The sequence below is a fragment of the Pedobacter psychrophilus genome (genome assembly GCF_001652725.1).
Classification (GTDB): domain Bacteria; phylum Bacteroidota; class Bacteroidia; order Sphingobacteriales; family Sphingobacteriaceae; genus Pseudopedobacter; species Pseudopedobacter psychrophilus.
Genome location: NZ_LWHJ01000028.1, coordinates 164,718 through 183,731 on the forward strand (window position 1 = coordinate 164,718; position 19,014 = coordinate 183,731).

At 32.8% G+C, this 19,014-nt stretch carries 18 protein-coding genes; 5 read left to right on the plus strand and 13 right to left on the minus strand.

Features of this window, described 5'->3' with window-relative positions; all coding sequences use genetic code 11:
* Nucleotides 1-57: 57 nt before the first annotated feature.
* The 12 genes from A5893_RS11375 to A5893_RS11430 all read right to left on the minus strand — a co-directional run bounded on the left by A5893_RS11375 (nucleotide 58) and on the right by A5893_RS11430 (nucleotide 11,954).
* Entirely contained in the window at nucleotides 58-1,068 is a 1,011-nt protein-coding gene (locus A5893_RS11375) for an inorganic phosphate transporter (protein WP_068822690.1), read from the minus strand.
* Between the two features lie 20 nt (nucleotides 1,069-1,088).
* On the minus strand, nucleotides 1,089-1,730 hold the full coding sequence (locus A5893_RS11380; RefSeq protein ID WP_198342313.1) for a DUF47 domain-containing protein: 642 nt from the start codon (nucleotides 1,728-1,730) through the stop codon (nucleotides 1,089-1,091).
* A gap of 71 nt (nucleotides 1,731-1,801) precedes the next feature.
* Nucleotides 1,802-2,857, minus strand: coding sequence for a sensor histidine kinase (locus A5893_RS11385; protein ID WP_068822692.1), 1,056 nt, complete (start codon nucleotides 2,855-2,857; stop codon nucleotides 1,802-1,804).
* Between the two features lie 19 nt (nucleotides 2,858-2,876).
* Nucleotides 2,877-4,004: an NAD(P)/FAD-dependent oxidoreductase gene (locus tag A5893_RS11390; RefSeq protein WP_068822693.1), complete on the minus strand. Its 1,128-nt coding sequence runs from the start codon at nucleotides 4,002-4,004 to the stop codon at nucleotides 2,877-2,879.
* A gap of 10 nt (nucleotides 4,005-4,014) precedes the next feature.
* A complete protein-coding gene (gene thiL, locus A5893_RS11395) occupies nucleotides 4,015-5,064 on the minus strand; it encodes a thiamine-phosphate kinase (RefSeq protein ID WP_068822694.1) in 1,050 nt (349 codons plus the stop codon).
* 139 nt (nucleotides 5,065-5,203) lie between these two features.
* Nucleotides 5,204-6,229 carry an aldo/keto reductase gene (locus A5893_RS11400; protein WP_068822695.1) on the minus strand — a complete coding sequence of 342 codons (1,026 nt, stop codon included), beginning with the start codon at nucleotides 6,227-6,229 and terminating at the stop codon, nucleotides 5,204-5,206.
* Between the two features lie 122 nt (nucleotides 6,230-6,351).
* Nucleotides 6,352-6,822 (minus strand): gliding motility lipoprotein GldH, encoded by a 471-nt coding sequence (locus A5893_RS11405; protein WP_068822696.1) that lies wholly within the window; start codon nucleotides 6,820-6,822, stop codon nucleotides 6,352-6,354.
* A complete protein-coding gene (locus tag A5893_RS11410; protein WP_232456850.1) occupies nucleotides 6,822-8,156 on the minus strand; it encodes a PSP1 domain-containing protein in 1,335 nt (444 codons plus the stop codon). Before A5893_RS11410 ends, A5893_RS11405 begins: the two co-directional genes overlap by 1 nt.
* Nucleotides 8,157-8,164: 8 nt before the next feature.
* The gene (locus A5893_RS11415; RefSeq protein WP_068822698.1) at nucleotides 8,165-9,316 is read right to left on the minus strand and encodes a DNA polymerase III subunit; all 1,152 of its coding nucleotides are present in this window, start codon (nucleotides 9,314-9,316) and stop codon (nucleotides 8,165-8,167) included.
* 20 nt (nucleotides 9,317-9,336) lie between these two features.
* Nucleotides 9,337-9,891, minus strand: coding sequence for a hypoxanthine phosphoribosyltransferase (gene hpt / locus A5893_RS11420; protein ID WP_068822699.1), 555 nt, complete (start codon nucleotides 9,889-9,891; stop codon nucleotides 9,337-9,339).
* A gap of 6 nt (nucleotides 9,892-9,897) precedes the next feature.
* Nucleotides 9,898-11,127: a M16 family metallopeptidase gene (locus A5893_RS11425; RefSeq protein ID WP_068822700.1), complete on the minus strand. Its 1,230-nt coding sequence runs from the start codon at nucleotides 11,125-11,127 to the stop codon at nucleotides 9,898-9,900.
* A gap of 116 nt (nucleotides 11,128-11,243) precedes the next feature.
* Entirely contained in the window at nucleotides 11,244-11,954 is a 711-nt protein-coding gene (locus tag A5893_RS11430; RefSeq protein WP_068822701.1) for a pirin family protein, read from the minus strand.
* 87 nt (nucleotides 11,955-12,041) lie between these two features.
* On the opposite strand from A5893_RS11430, the gene A5893_RS11435 reads away from it, so the two are divergent.
* The 5 genes from A5893_RS11435 (at nucleotide 12,042) to A5893_RS11455 (ending at nucleotide 18,484) form a co-directional block, all read left to right on the plus strand.
* Nucleotides 12,042-12,698: an NAD(P)H-binding protein gene (locus A5893_RS11435; RefSeq protein ID WP_068822702.1), complete on the plus strand. Its 657-nt coding sequence runs from the start codon at nucleotides 12,042-12,044 to the stop codon at nucleotides 12,696-12,698.
* Nucleotides 12,695-14,545 carry an ABC-F family ATP-binding cassette domain-containing protein gene (locus A5893_RS11440; protein ID WP_068822703.1) on the plus strand — a complete coding sequence of 617 codons (1,851 nt, stop codon included), beginning with the start codon at nucleotides 12,695-12,697 and terminating at the stop codon, nucleotides 14,543-14,545. The genes A5893_RS11435 and A5893_RS11440 overlap by 4 nt, the downstream gene beginning before the upstream one ends.
* A gap of 1 nt (nucleotide 14,546) precedes the next feature.
* Nucleotides 14,547-14,807 carry a CBU_0592 family membrane protein gene (locus tag A5893_RS11445; RefSeq protein WP_082911421.1) on the plus strand — a complete coding sequence of 87 codons (261 nt, stop codon included), beginning with the start codon at nucleotides 14,547-14,549 and terminating at the stop codon, nucleotides 14,805-14,807.
* 46 nt (nucleotides 14,808-14,853) lie between these two features.
* On the plus strand, nucleotides 14,854-16,716 hold the full coding sequence (gene mnmG / locus A5893_RS11450) for a tRNA uridine-5-carboxymethylaminomethyl(34) synthesis enzyme MnmG (RefSeq protein WP_068822704.1): 1,863 nt from the start codon (nucleotides 14,854-14,856) through the stop codon (nucleotides 16,714-16,716).
* Between the two features lie 184 nt (nucleotides 16,717-16,900).
* Nucleotides 16,901-18,484: an Ig-like domain-containing protein gene (locus tag A5893_RS11455; protein ID WP_082911422.1), complete on the plus strand. Its 1,584-nt coding sequence runs from the start codon at nucleotides 16,901-16,903 to the stop codon at nucleotides 18,482-18,484.
* Nucleotides 18,485-18,504: 20 nt separating this feature from the next.
* Here A5893_RS11455 and A5893_RS11460 read toward each other — a convergent pair whose 3' ends face one another.
* Nucleotides 18,505-19,014 carry a gamma carbonic anhydrase family protein gene (locus tag A5893_RS11460; protein WP_068822706.1) on the minus strand — a complete coding sequence of 170 codons (510 nt, stop codon included), beginning with the start codon at nucleotides 19,012-19,014 and terminating at the stop codon, nucleotides 18,505-18,507.

Below are 19,014 nucleotides of genomic sequence, written 5' to 3' on the forward strand. Positions count from 1 at the left end.
TAAAAACCCCATCAGAAAAATATCCTGATGGGGTTTCTTTTTTTTATCTCTTATTTTTTAAAATACGTAATGAGTGATAGCGAAAACGATTGCTGCTAAAGTTGCAGAAACAGGAATGGTCAATATCCAAGCCCAAACTAAACTATAGGTTATTCCCCAGCGAACAGCAGAAACTCTTTTAGTCAAACCTACACCAATAATTGATCCTGTAATGGTATGAGTCGTAGAAACTGGAATTCCAAAATGTTCTGTAATCCCTAAAGTTACCGCACCTGCCGACTCCGCACTAACCCCTTCTAAAGATGTAACTTTTGTTATTTTTGAGCCCATTGTCTTTACTATTTTCCAACCGCCGCTCATTGTTCCTAAAGAAATTGCTGTGTAACACACTAAAGGAATCCACTCTGGCATTGGAGAACCTGGAGCAACTATTTTATTAGCTACCAAAGCGGCAAATATAATTCCCATTACTTTTTGGGCATCATTTCCTCCGTGGGTAAAACTTAAAGCGGCAGAAGAGACCAATTGTAATCTTTTAAACCATTTTTCGGCTGTTGCAGGTCTAGCGTTTTTAGATATATTGATAATAATTAAATTAATAACAACCGCTATTATCATCCCGATTATAGGAGCTAATACAATAAATGCTACCACTTTAATGATTGGCGCAAAATTTACCGCCGCAAATGCACTTAACCCTAAAGAAGCCGCCTTTGCCATGCCCGCACCTGCAAAACCGCCTATTAAAGTATGTGAAGAACTAGAAGGAATGCCATAATACCATGTCAGTAAATTCCAAGCTATTGCGGCTATTAACCCACTAAGAACAACCTCTAATGTTACATATTCTGCAAAAACAGTTTTTGCAACTGTATCTGCTACTTTATGATCTTTAAAAACAAAATATGCTGCAAAATTAAAAATGGCAGCCCAACAAACCGCTTGAAAGGGAGAAAGTACTTTTGTAGAAACGATTGTTGCTATTGAGTTTGCGGCATCATGGAAACCATTGATGAAATCAAATACAATAGCCAGAATAATTACAATAACTAATAAGGTGGTAACCATTTAAAATCTTTATGTTAAAATTAGGCGTTTTTAACCAAAATGGTTTCTAAAACATTGGCAACATCTTCACACATGTCTGTTGCGGCTTCTAATGCATTTAAAACTTCTTTATATTTCATGATTACCTTAGCATCATCTTCGAAATCAAAAAGATCGCCAATGGCTTGATCAAAAACTTCATCTGCCTGGTTTTCTATGCTATTAATCCTTACACAAGAATCTGTAATAACTCTGATGTTTTTTAGATTCTTAATTTCTTTTATCGCTTTATCAACGTCTACACAAGCCTGTGCCACTAAATCTGCTAGCTTCTTTATTGCCGGGGTAGATTCGTGAACATTGTAAAGTAAAATCCTATTAGAACTTCCGTGGATATAATCAGCAACATCATCTAATGTGGTTGCCAAAGTATGTATATCCTCTCTATCAAATGGGGTGATAAACGTTTTGCTGAGCTCCAAATAAATTTGATGTGTAAGTTCATCGCCTTTATGTTCTAATTGTTCAATTTCTTTATGGATGGGTTCTCTTTCCTTTAAATCATCGGTGTTTACCAGTTTTTTTATTAAAATGCCCATTGCTACTAGGTTAGCACTTGCGCTTTCGAAAAGTGGAAAGAATTTTTTATCCTTAGGAATAAAGTATGAAAAAATATTATTCATTTCAATGCTGTGTTTTTGTGGGGTAAAACTACAATAGCAATGTTAAGGGAATGTTAACTATTGCCTCTTTGTTAACCAATCAGCGGAATATTTATAAAGTTTTCTTTCGCTTTTTGAAGGGTAAAGCCAAAAGTTGACCCTATTCCTTGTGTACTTCTAACGTTGATGGTTTGGTCGTGGGCTTCTACAATATGTTTTACAATTGCTAATCCTAAGCCCGAGCCTCCAATTTGTCTTGATCGGCTGCTGTCTGTTCTATAAAATCTTTCGAATAAACGGGGAAGATGTTCTTCATTAATTCCAATTCCTTCATCGGTAATTTCTGTTAAAATTTGATCATGCAAACTAAAAATAGAAATAAAAGTGTGTCCATGCTCCTTACCGTATTTGAAAGAGTTATCAATTAAATTTACTAAAACTTGCCTAATTTTTTCTCTATCTGCCTTTACCCAGGTTGGTACATCATATTTATCTTTTAACACCAATTCTATTTTATATTTTTTTGCTTTTAACTCTAAGGACTCCATTACCTCTTTTACTAAGGCGGTCAATTCAAATTTTTCTATATTAATTGGGATCTCGCCGCTTTCTATTTTTGAGATTTCATTTAAATCTTTTATTAATACACTTAATCGATCTACATTATTAGAGACTTTGTTTAAAAAAACCTGGGCCTGTTTTGGGTCTTCCAGGCCCCCATCTTTTAAAGCTTCTACATAACCTTCAATGGCAAATAATGGCGTCTTAAACTCGTGGGAAATATTAGAGAGAAATTCTTTTCTAAATTTTTCTTGTTTTTTTAAATCGTCAATCTCCAATTTTTTATCCCTTGCCCACTCTTTAACTTCTTGTTCTACATCGTTAATTGGGTCGGGGCTTATATATTCTCCTAAAGCATCTTTTAAATCTTTACCCAATTTTAAACTATGGATTAGTTTATAAATGAGCTTAATTTTAGAGTAAACGTATTTATTGATGAGATAATAAAACACAAAATAACTAACAATGGTTGCGATCAACAGAGAAACTAGTGAATAAATTATTTTGTGCTGAAAATACATATTGACAGCGGCAATGGATATACCAACGGCGAAAGCATTAATGAAAACGAGGGTGCGGAGTTTCATGGTGTATTATATTTGAAATCTAAAAAGGGTATCCGTGGGTGTTCTTAACAATAAATTGCGTTAAAGATGGCGAAATTTTTAATAAGGAAATAGCCGACTGTGTTACTAATTTATTACCAAAAAAGTTTTGAATTCCTCTCCCAATTTTTAACCTAGCTGCAAATTGTTTGTTCCATTCTGATAAATATTGTTTTTCCAGCATTTTTCTTTTTTCGATGGTGATTCCATTACAACAAAAACTAATGATGCTTTCAGCTAGTGTTTTTCCAGAATGTATAGCTATTGCCATTCCATTTCCACAAAGCGGAGCAATCATACCGGCAGTATCGCCACACATTAAAATATGGTTTTCTATTAATGATTTTTTCTCAAAGGATATTTCATTAATAGTTTCTGGTTGATCCCAAACAAATTTGCTGTTTTTAAAATGCTTTTTGAGCTGGGGATTTTGAAAAAGAATCCTTTCCTCCATTTTTTGGATTGAACCAAATTCCTTCAAATATTTATTCTCAATTAAATAACACAAACAATATAAATCATTTTCGATTTTATTGATGCCGCAATAACCGCCTTTAAAATTATCTAATTGTATGGTATTGGAAGGAAAATCTGATTTGATATGATATTTAACGCCTAAATATGGACTGCGTTGATAAAAAAATTTACGCTTTAATTTTTGATCCAGGTTTGATCTTTTTCCAAAAGCCCCAATAGCTAAATCAGCATTTAAGGATTGATTTGCGGTTTCTACTGTAAACTTTTCATCCTCAAAAACAACATCTAAAACCTTTGTTTCTAATAAAAAATTAACACCTGCCTTTAAAGCAATGTGATATAAAGCATTATCGAGTTCAAATCGGCTTATGCCAAAAGCGCCTAAATCTAAATCGGCTTTTAAGGCTTTTCCGTTTGGTGCGGTAATGATTAGTTTAGAAATATTTGAAGCATCAAAATCTTTTGGGTTAAACCCGATGCTTTGTAAAAAAGGCAAAACTTCGTTACTTACATACTCGCCACAAACCCGATGAAAAGGAAATTTTTTTCGCTCGATAAGTGTGACGCTAAAATCGGCTTTAGCCAAAAGAATTGAGTTTGTTAAACCTGCCAAACCGCCTCCAATAATGATGATGTTTGGCTTTTTTTGCATTGGCGTTTTGCTAGCTATTTGTAGAAGTAAATGCGTTCCAGCCCTGTGCTTTTAATTCATGAACGTTTCCGGCTTTGGTAATCAAATAATTTCCAGCACTTTCTTCGGTGATGTAACCAATAATACTAATGTCAACATCGTGTTTCATGCTGTCGTAATCTGCTTGCTTTATGGTAAAAAGTAATTCATAATCTTCTCCACCATTTAAAGCACAAACTGTTGGGTCTAAACCAAATTCACGGGCCGTTTCAGCCGTCATTGGGTCTAAAGGGATTTTCTCCTCATAAATTTTACAGCCTTTTTTAGACTGACGAGTGATGTGTAAAATCTCAGAGGCTAAACCATCAGAAACATCAATCATTGATGTGGGTTTAATCTTCAACTTCGCCAATAAGTCTATAATGTCAATCCTGGCTTCGGGTTTTAACTGACGTTCAACAATGTAATCTTTTCCTTCTAAATCTGGTTGGATGTTTGGATTTGCCAAATAAACTTGCTTTTCTCTTTCTAGCAATTGTAATCCAACGTAAGCTCCGCCTAAATCTCCAGAAACGCAAATTAAATCCCCTTCTTGTGCTCCGTTTCTGTAAGTAATGTCTTTTTCATCGGCATAACCAATGCTGGTTATTGAAATCACTAAACCTTGTCGGGAAGATGTGGTATCGCCACCAATTAAATCCACATTAAATTTTTCACAAGCTAAAAGCATTCCTGCATATAATTCCTCAATTGCCTCTAATGGAAATTTGCTGGAAAAACCAAGAGAAACTGTAACCTGAGAAGCAATCCCATTCATGGCATAAATATCACTCAGGTTAACCTGAATCGCTTTATAACCCAAATGTTTTAACGGTGTAAATGCTAAATCGAAATGGATTCCCTCTAAAAGCATATCAGTAGAAATCAAGGTTTTTTTACCTTCAAAATCTAAAACCGCGGCATCATCACCAACTCCTTTAATAGAACTTTTATTTTTTATAACGATGTGTTTTGTGAGATGGTCAATTAAACCAAACTCTCCTAAACTAGCTATTTCTGTTTTATCTGTTTGCTCAAACATTATTGGTCGGAATATGCTCTATCAATTGAAATAATAATAGATTTTTACAAAGTTAAGAAATGATTGGGGAAATGGATTTGGAATATTGTTAATGGGATTAAATAAACCTATTAGATTTATTTAATCCCATGAAAATTTATTAGTCTTCTGCTTTTCTATCTCCGCCTTGTCTTTCTAACATCCATCCTGGATATTCGGGACTTAGTTTACTTACCACGTCTAATTTTTTTAATTCATCTTCAGTAAACTTTACATCAACTGCTTTTAAATTATCTGCTAACTGACTTGTTTTTTTAGCGCCAACAATTACTGTTGTTACTGTTTTTTGATGTAATAGCCAAGCTAAAGATAATTGTGCAACGGATGCGCCTTTTGCTTCTGCCATAGGTTTTAAAATATCGATAATATCAAAAGCTTTTCCTTCATTTACTGGTGGAAAATCAAAATTCTTTCTTCTTCCTTCTCCAGATTTTATATCTCTACCGTACTTTCCGCTCAGTAAACCGCCCGCTAAAGGACTCCAAACCATCAAGCCTAACTTTTGATCTTTTAATAGCGGAACTATTTCTCTTTCTAAATCTCTGCCTGCAATGGTATAATAAGCCTGTAAAGAAATAAATTTTTTAAATTTTTCTCTTTCAGAAATACTTAAGGCTTTCATAATTTGCCAAGCAGCCAAATTGCTACAACCAATGTAACGAACATGGCCGTGTTGTACTAAAATGTCTAAAGCAGATAGTGTTTCTTCTAAAGGAGTTAGGGCATCAAATCCATGAATTTGATATAAATCTATGTAATCAACGTTTAACCTTTTTAAGCTTTCTTCTGCTTGTTGCAAAATATGTTTGCGAGTTAAACCGCTTTGGTTTGGCCCTTCACCCATTTTGCCTCTGACTTTTGTTGCTATTACTAATTCATGGCGATTTAACCCTAAATCTTTAATGGCTTTGCCCGTCATTTCTTCACTAACGCCTTCGCTATAAATATTTGCCGTATCAATGAAATTTATTCCTCCATTAACCGCTGTTTTTATTAGCTCGTTTACTTCGTTTTGCTGCAGCTCGCCAATGGCTTTCCACATTCCTTCTCCTCCGCCAAAAGTCATGGTGCCTAAGCAAAGTTCCGAAACTTTTAATCCCGTGTTTCCTAAAATATTGTATTTCATGGTATTTGTGTTTATATACTCTTATAAATATTTTTTGATATGAATTGTTTTAATGGATTTACTAAAAAAGATAGTGCTATAGGTTTAAGCAACGCTTAATATGAGAAGATATGTAGGTAAATCTATTCTGCTAAAACAATCCTAACGCCAGCGTCGCTAACATTTTTTAAAGGATTATCCCTCATGTTTTGTTCAACTACAATGGTATATTTCCCATTTGTTGGGAATTTATAGTTCTCTTTATAAATCAATTGATAACTGTAAAGATTTCCTGATCCATTACCCAACCATTCGCCATCTTGCATTGCCAATTGAAATTCCTGGCGTAAAGGTTCGTCTTTTAGTTTTGGCCCCAGTAAATGAAATCTCAACCAAATATTGGCATATTTATAATCAGCTGTATGCCTAAAATTTACGTAGATATTATATTTTTTTGTGCTATCGGTAATGTTTACAACCGCTTTAATAGGTTTTATATAAGTCCAATTTTCATTAGGGATATGATCAAAAGTATCTACCAAAACATTATTATCACAGGCTTGTAAACCCATAATTATCGAAATCAAAAAAATAAAATTCCTTAAAATTTTCATTAATCCTGACTAGGTTTTTCATTATTGTTATTCGGTCTTCTTTTCTTATTCCTGTTTTTATTTGGCTTTGGTTTATTTTCTGTTGCCGCGTTTTGGTTTGGATTGTTTAAATCCGCTGTTTTTAATTTAGGAATATTTGTTTTGTTAGGATTATTTTCTTCCTTATTTAATTGATTCGGGTTTTTATCCGATCTGCTTTTTGCCTTGTTTTTATTATTGTTTTTATTCTTATTCCTTTTATCGTCTAAACGCGTTAAACTATCCTGACCAACAACATTTTCATAATCAAAAGATTTTTCTGCGGATTTTAACTCCTCCATAATTAAAGCTAAATCCCTTAAATCTTCGGGTTTTTCGCCTCTTTTATTCATTTCCTGAACCTCTTTAACCCTACTTACTTCTATAGGAATCCAGGTGTTATCCTCCCCAAAATAAGTATACCACATAATTTGTTTAAATATGTCGGTTTTTTGAAGCCTTGCTTCGCCTTTTTCTGTTTTTAATCTATCCGCATTATCTGGAATGGTTTTTAAAGCATCCATATAAGTATCTAGCTCATAATTTAAACAACATTTCAGCTTTCCGCATTGCCCTGCTAACTTTAGCGTATTTAAAGAAAGGTTTTGATAACGAGCTGCTGAGGTTGAAACTGTTTTGAAGTCTGTTAACCAAGTGCTGCAGCATAATTCTCTTCCGCAAGAACCGATTCCGCCCAATCTACTCGCTTCTTGACGCATTCCGATTTGGCGCATTTCTATACGAACCCTAAAAGCTTCTGCAAGCTTTTTTATTAGTTCTCTAAAATCTACTCTTCCTTCTGCGGTATAATAAAATGTAGCTTTAGAGCGATCTCCTTGATATTCGACATCGCTCAATTTCATAGCCAAACCCAATTCTAAAGCAATAGTCCTAGATTTATGCATCGTTTCAGATTCACGCTCTTTGGCGTTTTTCCATTTGTCAACATCTTGTGGAGATGCTTTTCTATAAATTTTTAACGGTGCTTTTTCTTCTGTAACTTTTTTACGGTTCATTTGCATACGCACCAACTCGCCCGTAAGGGTAACATGACCAATATCATAACCTCCTGTAGTAGTTTCTACTGCAACTAATTCACCCGCTTCTAGATAAATATTCTCGTCGTTTCTATAAAAATCTTTTCTAGCGCCTTTAAACCTTATTTCTACATAAGGAAATGGCTTATAATTTATTGGCAAATCCATATCAGACAACCAATCATAAACATCTAATTTACTGCAACCGCCGTCTGTTAAACAAGAACCGTTACTTTGCAACCTGCAGGCGCACATCCGCCTGATGAACAACTTCCACATCCCATATTCTATAATAATATATTAGAGTCCGCTTTGTGGCGGAACGTATTAAACTTTAAAATTTTGACCAATACCAAAGATACATCTAAAAATAATATTTTAGGATTGGCATTTCTCTCGATATGATATATGGCTCTTTCTAATTCTTCAGAAATGGCTTCTGCTTTTGCCAAATCTAAAACCGTGGAAAATTTACTAATAAATTCTAACTCTTTTTCTGGTAAATGAATTAACCCAGGAGTTTCTGCGATAAATAGCATACATTCTCTCATTAAATTAATTCCGTATCGCAAAAAATTCTTTTGGTTTTCTCTGCCCATTTTTGCAAGTTCACCCTCAGTATATTCAACTATTTTTAGCCCATTGTTTTGCCAACAAGACCTTAGCCATTGCAAAAAAACCTCATGATAATCGTTGTCTTGTGTGGTTAATAATTGTAATGCGGTTTGTAAATTTCCATTACTTAAATAGGCTAATTGTTTTGCTTGGTCTGGTTTTAATCCTTTTTGTGATGATAAATATTCTTCTATTTCTTCGTTTCTTAATTTTGGAATCTTAACCAATTGTGTACGAGAAATAATGGTATTCAAAATTTGATCTTGATTTTGCGCAACCAACAAAAACAAGGTTTTTTGAGACGGCTCTTCAACAACTTTTAAAAGTGCGTTGCCTTCCTTTTCTAAATATTCTGGCAACCATAAAATCAAAACTTTATATTCCGATTCAAATGGTTTTAAACTAAGTTTACTAATGATGCTATGCGCTTCGGCGATGTTGATGTTGGCTTGTTTATTATCGGCGTTTAGTTGGTCTCTCCATTCGTCTAATCCTAAATATGGATTGTTTAAAAATGCTTTTCGCCACTCCTCGATAAAGGTTAACGCGGTATCATCTTTATGTTTGGCAAAAAAGGGATAGGAAAAATGTAAATCAGGATGAACTAATTTATTGTATTTTCTACAAGAAGAACATTCGCCACAAGAATCCTCTTCGGTTTTATTTTCACAACAAATGTATTGAGCATAAGCAATTGCTAAAGCCAAACCTCCGCTTCCTTCTGGTCCGAGAAATAATTGAGCATGGCTAATCCTTTCATCTTTAACGGTTTGTATAAGATGTTTTTTAACCGCTACTTGGCCTACAATATCTTTAAATTGCATTTATTATTAATTGTTTACTCTTATGGTTTTTGCCCGCTTAAACGATAGATATCACAAGTATTTCTGCCTAATCCTTTATAATCCATTCCGTATCCAACAACAAAATCATTGGCAATTTCAAACCCTACAAATTCTATTTCTTTAAATTGATGTTGTAATGCATCTGGTTTTAATAAAAGGGTTGCTACTTTAATTGACGCCGGCTCTTTTTCTTTTATTTTATCGATTAAAAATTTTAATGTGCTTCCTGTATCGATTATATCTTCTACAATAATCACATCGCGACCTTTTATATCAATGTTTAAAGCTAATTCTTCAATGATATTTCCAGTGCTTTTTGTACCTCCGTGGTAGGAAGCAACCTTAACAAATGCTACTTCACAACCAATTTTCACTTCTTTAAGTAAATCGGCCATAAACATTAGTGCTCCATTTAAAACCCCAATAAATACTGGTACTTTATCTTCATATTCTAAATTTAACTGAATGCCAATTAATCGAATACGTTTTTCGATCATATTATGTTCGATAAATGGTTCAAAAGTTTTATCGTCAATTGTCATTTTATTATGCATGGCTCGCTAATCTAAGGGTTCAAAAATTAAGGTACTTAATTTATTCGGGTTAAAAATATCATTAGAAATTTCTAATAAATCATCCGCTGTTACTTTATTTATTTTTTCAAAGACTTCTTTTAAAGAATCTATTTTACCGTAATCCAATAAACTTTTAGCCATCGAAATTAAAACTCCCATTCTGTTTTCTTCGCCTAAAGCAATTTGACCAATAAATCTTTGCTTTGCTTGTGCCAATTGAATGCTGCCTAATTTATTTTCTCTAAGTTTCCTTAATTCTTTATGTACTAACTTGGTTGCTTTGGCTACTTTTTCTGTATCTGTTCCAAAATAAATAGAAAATAACCCTGTGTCACTTAAAGGTGAATAATTAGATTCTATGGTGTAAGCAATTCCGTGTTTTTCTCTTATTTCCAAATTTAATCTAGAGCTCATCCCCGTTCCTCCTAAAAGGTTATTAAGTAATAATAATCCTGTTTTATTTTGATGATGAAATCCGTACGATTCATTGCCTATCATACAATGGCTTTGATTAATCGGTTTCTTTTGTGTCTCGTTTAGTTGATCATTTCTTGTTGGCTTTTTCCGATGTTTAATGCTTTTGTTTTCTGGGATAATGCCAAAATATTTTTCTGCTAAACGGGCAACTTTACTTAAAGGATAAAATCCAGAAACAGCAAATATGATTTCATGTGTGTTATAGTTCTTGGCTATAAAGTCTGTTAATTCCTTTTTTACAAATGATTTTACCGTATCAGGGGTTCCTAAAATGTTTTCACCTAAAGTATGATTAGCAAATATTAATGCTTCAAAATCATCATTAATAGCTTCTTCGGGCTGGTCTTCATAACTTGCAATCTCATCCAAAATAACTTCTTTTTCTTTGATCATTTCCTCTTCTGGAAAGGTTGAAAAGAAGGCAATATCTTGAAGCAAGTCCATCGCTCTTTCTAAATGTGGCTCTAAAAACGAGGCTTGTAAACACGTATATTCTTTTGTGGTATAGGCGTTTAAATCTCCGCCTACAATTTCTAATCTATTTAAAATTTGATTGGTGTTTCGCTTTTGCGTTTGTTTAAATAACAGATGCTCAATAAAATGCGCCAAACCAGGTCTTCCTTTTTCTTCATCCCTGGAACCGGCATTAATAATTAAACAACAATGAGAAACTGCAGATTTTACAGGGTTTAATAAAATTCTGATGCCGTTTTTAAGAGTATATAACTGATGGTCCATTTTTAGTATTGGCAAAGATAAAGAAATTTACTCCTTGCTTAATATACAGATTGTCTGTAAAAAATAAAGGTTGCGCTTTTAAGAAAGCGCAACCTTTATCTCTGCTAAACAAAAACTTAGTTCATTGGTATTTCAATTACTAAAAGTTTGGTATCGGCCTTAGCCAAAAAATTTACTTTCTCTATTTCGTAAATTCCTAAAGCATCTCTTTCTTTCAAATTATGGTCTGCAACTTCTATTTCTCCCTCTAAAACAAATACATATACTCCATGATTTTTATTTTTTAAATGATAATCAATATTAGTATCAGCATCTAAATTTGCCATAGAAAAATAAGCGTCCTGATTTATCCAAACGCTAATAGCTTCTTCTTCTGGAGAAACAACAGTTAAAAATTTGTTTTTCTTTTCTGCTTCAGAAAAAGTTTTTTGCTCATATCTAGGCTCTATGTCCTTTTCTTTGGGCATAATCCATATTTGTAAGAATTTAACCGGCTCTGTTTTAGAGTTATTAACTTCGGAATGTTGTATACCACTTCCGGCTGACATGATTTGAACATCCCCTTGATTGATAACTTTCTCTCTTCCTGTACTATCATTGTGTTTTAATGCTCCAGAAAGCGGAATGCTCACTATTTCCATATTATCATGTCCGTGTGCTCCAAATCCCATTCCTTGCTCTACAAAATCATCATTTAAAACCCTTAGTAAACCAAAGTTCATTTTGTTTTCATCATAAAATTGACTAAAACTAAATGAATGATAACTTTTTAACCAACCTCTGCTTGCGAAGCCTCGCTCGCCCGCAGGATGAAATATTGTTTTCATAATTTCCTTATTTATATTACATGTTTAAACATACAAATTTTATTCCAATACTTTTATTTGTATTTTTGTTGTTTATTATATCTAATTATGGCATTAAAAGCGATTGTATTAGGGGCAAGCGGACTTATTGGCAGTAATTTGCTAAGCATAATTTTGTCTGACGATAATTATGAGGAGGTTATAGTTTTTGTGCGGAAAAAATTAACGCTTAAGAGTTCTAAATTGATACAAATCATAACTGATTTTAACAATCTTGATGAGTTAAAAAACGCCACTAAAGCTGATGTCGTTTTTTGTTGTTTGGGTTCAACAAAAAAGAAAACTCCCAATTTAGAAAAATACAAAAAAGTTGATCATGATATACCTCTCTTCATCGCTAACGAGGCATTGAAAAATGGGGCTAGTCAATATCATATCGTATCAGCTTTGGGCGCAAACCTTAATTCTTCAAACTTTTATAGCAGGATGAAAGGAGAGATTGAAAACGATTTAAAAGACTTAAACTATCCTAGCTTGTTTATTTATCAGCCTTCATTTTTAGAAGGGGATAGAAATGAATATCGCCCATTAGAAAAAATAATGTCTCCAATTATGAAAGGATTGAATTTTTTATTGATTGGTCCATTAAGAAAATATCAAAGTATTGCCGCGGAAGATGTCGCTAAAGCAATGGTAAAAGAATCTATTAAAAATAAAAGAGGCATCTTTGTAATTGAATCAGATCAAATTAAAGAATTAGCGTGAGTATTGTATCAGCAGAACAATTAGGCCATAATTTTAACGATTATTGGCTTTTTAAAAATTTAACATTTGGCATACATCAAGGGCAAAGAGTGGCGCTTGTGGGAATAAATGGCGCAGGAAAATCTACTCTTTTAAAATTATTAGCAGAAAAAATTAAGCCTTCAGAAGGTAAGGTTGTTAAAGCAAAAGATATACGTTTTGGCTATTTGGAGCAAGATCCACAATTTGAAAGCGGACAAAGTATTAGTGATTTTATTTTTAGTTTGGATAATCGTCAACAACAGATTATTAGAGAATATGAAGAGCTGTTAGAAAATGAAAATCCAGATGTTGATGAAATCAGCAGATTAACCGAGGAGTTAAGCAATTTAGAAGCTTGGGAATATGAACACAAAATCAAAACCATTTTAGGTCGTTTAGATATACATCATTTAGAACAAAAAATTGATACTTTATCTGGCGGACAAAAGAAAAGGTTGAGTTTAGCTAAGCTTTTAATTGATGAGCCTGATGTTTACGTAATTGATGAGCCAACCAACCATTTAGATATTGACACTATTGAATGGCTGGAAAGTTTCTTGACTACAGGAGGAAAAACCATTTTAATGGTTACCCACGATCGTTACTTTTTAGACAATGTCTGCAATGAAATTATTGAACTAGAAAATGGACAAGTTTTTTCTTATAAAGGAAAGTATGCTTACTATTTAGAGAAAAAAGCAGAGCAAGACGCTATTAATAGTACTGTTTTAGCCAAGAATAAAAACTTGTTAAAAAAAGAATTAGAGTGGATGAGAAGAATGCCTCAGGCTAGAGGAACTAAATCTAAGGCTAGAATTGATTCTTTTTATGATTTAGAAAAAAAGACTCAAGGTCAATTCAATAAAGAGTCTGTGAAATTAGATGTTAAGGTAAGTCGCCAAGGCAATCAAATACTAGAAATAGAAAATATCTCTAAAACATTTCAAGGAAGGAAAATTATTGATGGATTCTCGTATACATTTAAAAAAGGAGATAAGATTGGGTTAACGGGAAAAAACGGAACAGGAAAATCAACATTCTTAAATATAATTACTCAAAGTCTTAAGCCTGATGTAGGAACTGTAAAAGTTGGAGAAACAACAGTTTATGGTTATTATCATCAATCCGGATTAAGTTTTGATGGTAGTGAGAAAGTTATTGATGTAGTGAAAAACATAGCTGAATTTATAACTATGTCTGATGGAAAGACAATTTCAGCCTCACAACTATTAACTCACTTTCTTTTCCCTCCTAAAAAACAACATGGTTTTGTAAGCCTGTTAAGCGGTGGTGAGAAAAAACGTCTTCATTTAATGAAGGTTTTAATAAAAAATCCTAATTTTTTAATTTTAGATGAGCCTACAAATGATTTAGATATTGATACTTTAAATGTACTAGAAGAGTTTTTAGAAAATTATCCGGGTGTTTTAATTTTAGTTTCTCACGATAGATATTTAGTTGACAAACTAACCGAACAATTATTTGTTTTAGAAGGAGATGGTGATGTTAATATTTATAACGGCAATTATTCTTCTTACAGATATGAACAAGAAATATTAAAAACACAAGGCAAAGAAGAAAAATCAATTCCGGTAAAACCTGAGAAAAAAGAGGTTTCAACGAAAAAATTAACATATAAAGAGAAGATTGAATTAGATAGTTTGGAAGAAGAAATTTCTAGTATAGAAAATGAAATAAAAAATTTGGAAGAGAGTCTCAACAATAATAAATCTCCAGAAGACTTAATTGAATTATATTCTAAAATAGAAACCAAGAACAAACAGTTAGAAGAGAAATCTTTTAGATGGATGGAATTAAGCGAGTAATATGAGCATAGAAAATTGGATTGCTTCTTTTGGTGTTGGAATTTTACTAATTGGTTTCTTCTTAAATGTCTTTGGATACTTAGATAGCAAAAGCAAACCTTACTCTATATTAAATGCGTTAGGAGGAATTATAAGTTGTTATGCGTCTTGGTTGGCCGAATTTTATCCGTTTGTTGTTTTAAACTCAATTTGGTCAACAACAGCAATTATTTCATTATTAAAGTCAAATGTTTCACGTGAAACAACATTTGAAAAAGACTGAAACTCCAATATAAAAGACGAAATGTTTCACGTGAAACAAATAAAATATGTTTGAAAAATATGATGTAATAGTTGTTGGCGGTGGTCATGCTGGTTGTGAAGCGGCTGCCGCTGCTGCCAATATGGGCTCTAAAGTAATGCTTATTACAATGAATATGGGGGTAATAGCCCAGATGAGTTGTAATCCTGCAATGGGTGGAGTAGCAAAAGGTCAGATAGTAAGAGAAATTGATGCGATGGGCGGATATTCTGGAATTGTTGCAGATAAAACAACTCTTCAGTTTAGGATGCTTAACCGTTCTAAAGGTCCAGCAATGTGGTCACCAAGGACACAGAACGACAGAATGCGTTTTGCTGAAGAATGGCGAATAGCGCTAGAGAAAACACCAAACATCGATTTTTGGCAGGACATGGTTTCATCCCTTCTTATTAAAGACGGAAAAGTTTCTGGAGTAAAAACTTCTCTGGGAGTAGAAATTGAATCTAATGCTGTTGTACTAACTAACGGCACTTTCTTAAATGGAGTTATACACATAGGTGAAAAAAGAATGGGCGGTGGGAGAACAGCAGAAAAATCTTCAACTGGAATTACAGAACAATTAGTTGAATTGGGTTTTGAATCTGGACGAATGAAAACTGGTACGCCCCCTAGGGTTGATGGTCGATCCTTAGATTATTCAAAAATGGAAGAACAGTGGGGAGATGACGATGGTGGAAAATTTTCTTATACTGATACTGTAGTTCCTTCTGAAAAAAGATGTTGTTGGATTACATACACAAATCCTGCTGTACATGAAATGTTAAAGGAAGGATTTGAAAAATCCCCAATGTTTACTGGAAGAATCAAAGGATTAGGTCCAAGATATTGCCCTTCTATAGAGGATAAAATAAATCGTTTTGCAGAAAGAGATAGACATCAGATTTTTGTTGAGCCAGAAGGATTTGAAACTGTTGAGATTTATGTAAACGGTTTCTCTACTTCATTACCGGAAGACATCCAATTAAAGGCCTTAAGATTAATACCTGGTTTTGAAAATGTAAAAATGTTTAGGCCTGGGTATGCAATTGAATATGATTATTTCCCTCCTACCCAATTATATTTAAGCTTAGAAACTAAATTAATAGAAAACCTATTTTTTGCTGGGCAAATTAATGGAACTACCGGATATGAGGAAGCAGCTGCCCAAGGTTTTATTACAGGTATAAATGCTCATCAAAAAATCAATAAAAAAGAAGCTGTGATATTGAAAAGGAGTGAATCTTATATAGGGGTTTTGATTGACGACTTAGTGACTAAAGGAACGGAAGAGCCTTACAGAATGTTTACATCGAGGGCAGAGCACCGTCTATTATTAAGACAAGATAATGCTGATGAAAGGTTATCTCCTATTGCTTTTAAATTAGGGTTAATTAATGAGGAGAGAATTGAAAAGGTAAAATTAAAAATTAAAAATGCTTTGTCTATTGTAAAATACACCAAAGAACATTCAGTTAATAAAGATATTGCAAATCCAATTTTAGAAAAATTAGAGACCGCTACTTTAAATCAAAATGTAAAATTATTTGCTTTATTAGGAAGACCACAAGTTAAAACTTCTGATTTGCGAAATATGAATTTAGAGTTTGATGAGTTCCTTAAAAGTTTTGATAAAGAAACTGTAGAACAAGCTGAAATAAAAATTAAATACGACAGTTACTTTGAAAAGGAATTAGAGATTGTAGCAAAAATGAAAAAGATGGAGGACAAAGAAATTAATGTTGATTTTAACTATCATCAATTAAATTCTTTATCAAAAGAGGCTAGAGAAAAGTTAATGAAAATAAAACCAAAGACTTTGGGACAAGCTTCCAGGATTTCTGGCGTTACACCATCTGATGTCTCTGTTTTAATGGTTCATATATCTAGATAATTATTAATTTGCTGATTGTCAAACACTTAAAACAAATATAGCCATATAAAGATCTTTGTTTTATAGCAATTATCTTTTATTCTGAGACTTAATCTTCATAAAAAATAAAAAATTGATTAAATCATTTAAAAACCACCTTAAATTAAATTACCTAAAAAACGCTTTTCTAATTATCGCCGTTTTTATGATTTTATTTAATTATGGTTGTGCAAGTTTACAAACACCAGACGGCGGACCAAGAGATACTATTCCTCCAAAAGTTGAAGAAGAAATGCCAAAAAATCTTTCCAGAAATTTTAGAGGGAAACAAATCGAAATCACTTTTGATGAATTTTTTAAACTTAGCAATGAGTATCAAGAAATAACTCTTTCTCCGGAAACTGAAATTGCGCCAACCTATAAAGTAAAAAAGAAAACCTTAGAAATAACATTTAAAGATTCGTTAGAAGTAAATACAACCTACTCAATCAAATTTGGAAAAGCGATTCAAGATGTAAACGAATCCAATACTTTAAAAAACTATAGTTTTGTTTTTGCGACTGGTCCAAAATTGGATTCTCTGCAGATTTCAGGAAAAGTAATTAGTTCACAAGATAACCAGCCGGTTCTAGACGCAACTGTTTTTTTGTTTCCTATAAATAAGGACACATTATTTGGAAAGAAAAAACCTACAATCTATACTTCATCTGATAGCTCTGGAAATTTTACATTAAAAAACCTAAGAGAAGATACTTATCGCATTTATGCATTAAAAGAAGCGGGTGCCGATAGAATTTATAATTCCCCTAATGAGGATATTGCCTATTTGAAAGATTCAATTGTATTAAGTAAAGACATTTCTAATATATCATTAAAGCTTTTTAGACAGGTGGCTGATAAATTTAGAGTTTTAGACAGGAAATTAGAAAAAGATGGCAAAATTGATTTCTTTTTTAATACACCATTAAGCAATCCATCATTAAAATTTATCAGTGATAACAATATTAAAAATCCAATTATCGATTTTTCTTCTAAAGGAGATACCGCTCATTTATGGTTAAGAGAAATTGCTTTTGACTCTTTAAAAGTTTCTATCAACAATGACGATAAACCTTTAGATACAGTTACTTTAAGACGCTCTTTAAAAGACACTTACAACAGAGTAATTCTTTTTAATAATAATCTTTCTGGCGGGAAAATAGTTCCGGGAAGACCTTTGACTTTAACTTTTAATCTCCCAATTGAAAATATAGACGTTAGTAAAATTGTGTTAACGGAAGATTCTATTCAACGAAGTGGTTTGACTATTAAAAAATTAATTCCTTCAGAATTGAAATATCAAATTGATTATCCTTGGAAGATAAAAAAGCGCTATACCTTAAGCTTTAACGAAGGTGCAATTAAAGATATTTATGGTACCGAAAATAAAGCATTGAAGTTAGATTTTGAATTGGATGAAATAGAAAACTATGGAAACCTAAGCTTAAATGTAATGAAGGAAGATAGCTTAAAAAATTACATCGTTCAATTAATGGTTGGTAAAGAAAATACCATATATAAAGAATTTATTATCACGCAGAACTCTACGGTTAACATTAATAATATTCCTACAAATACTTATAAAGTAAGGGTTATTGAAGATTTAAATAGCAATGGAAAATTTGATACTGGTAGCATTAAGCAAAAAACTCAACCAGAAAAAGTCTGGTTTTGGGATAAAGATATAGTAACTAGAGCAAATTGGGATCGAGAAGAAAAGATAATTATACCCAAAATTTTTCCAGATTAGTTCTTTTTTTATAAATAAACTTACTTAAACCATCCTGCATACATCACATAGTTGTGTGGTAGTTTCTTCAACATTTCACGTTGATCATCGGTAATTGGCTTTATCTTTTTAGCAGGAATTCCAGCGTATAAATAACCAGATTCACAAATCGTTTTTTCTAAAACGATAGCTCCTGCGGCAATAATAACAAATTCTTCAACTACCGCATGATCCATTACTATTGCACCCATTCCAACTAAGACATTATCTTTTAAAGTACAACCATGAACTAAAGCATTATGTCCAATAGATACATAACTTCCAATAGTTGTTGCGGCTTTTAAATAAGTAGCATGTATAACCGTACCGTCTTGGATGTTTGTATAATCACCAATGGTAATGCTATTTACATCTCCACGGATAACAGTATTAAACCAAACCGAACAATTATTTCCCATGTTAACATCACCTACAATCGTACAGTTATCGGCAATGAAACAATCATTTCCCCATTTAGGGCTTTTATCTTTTACTGGAAGTATGAGCGGCAT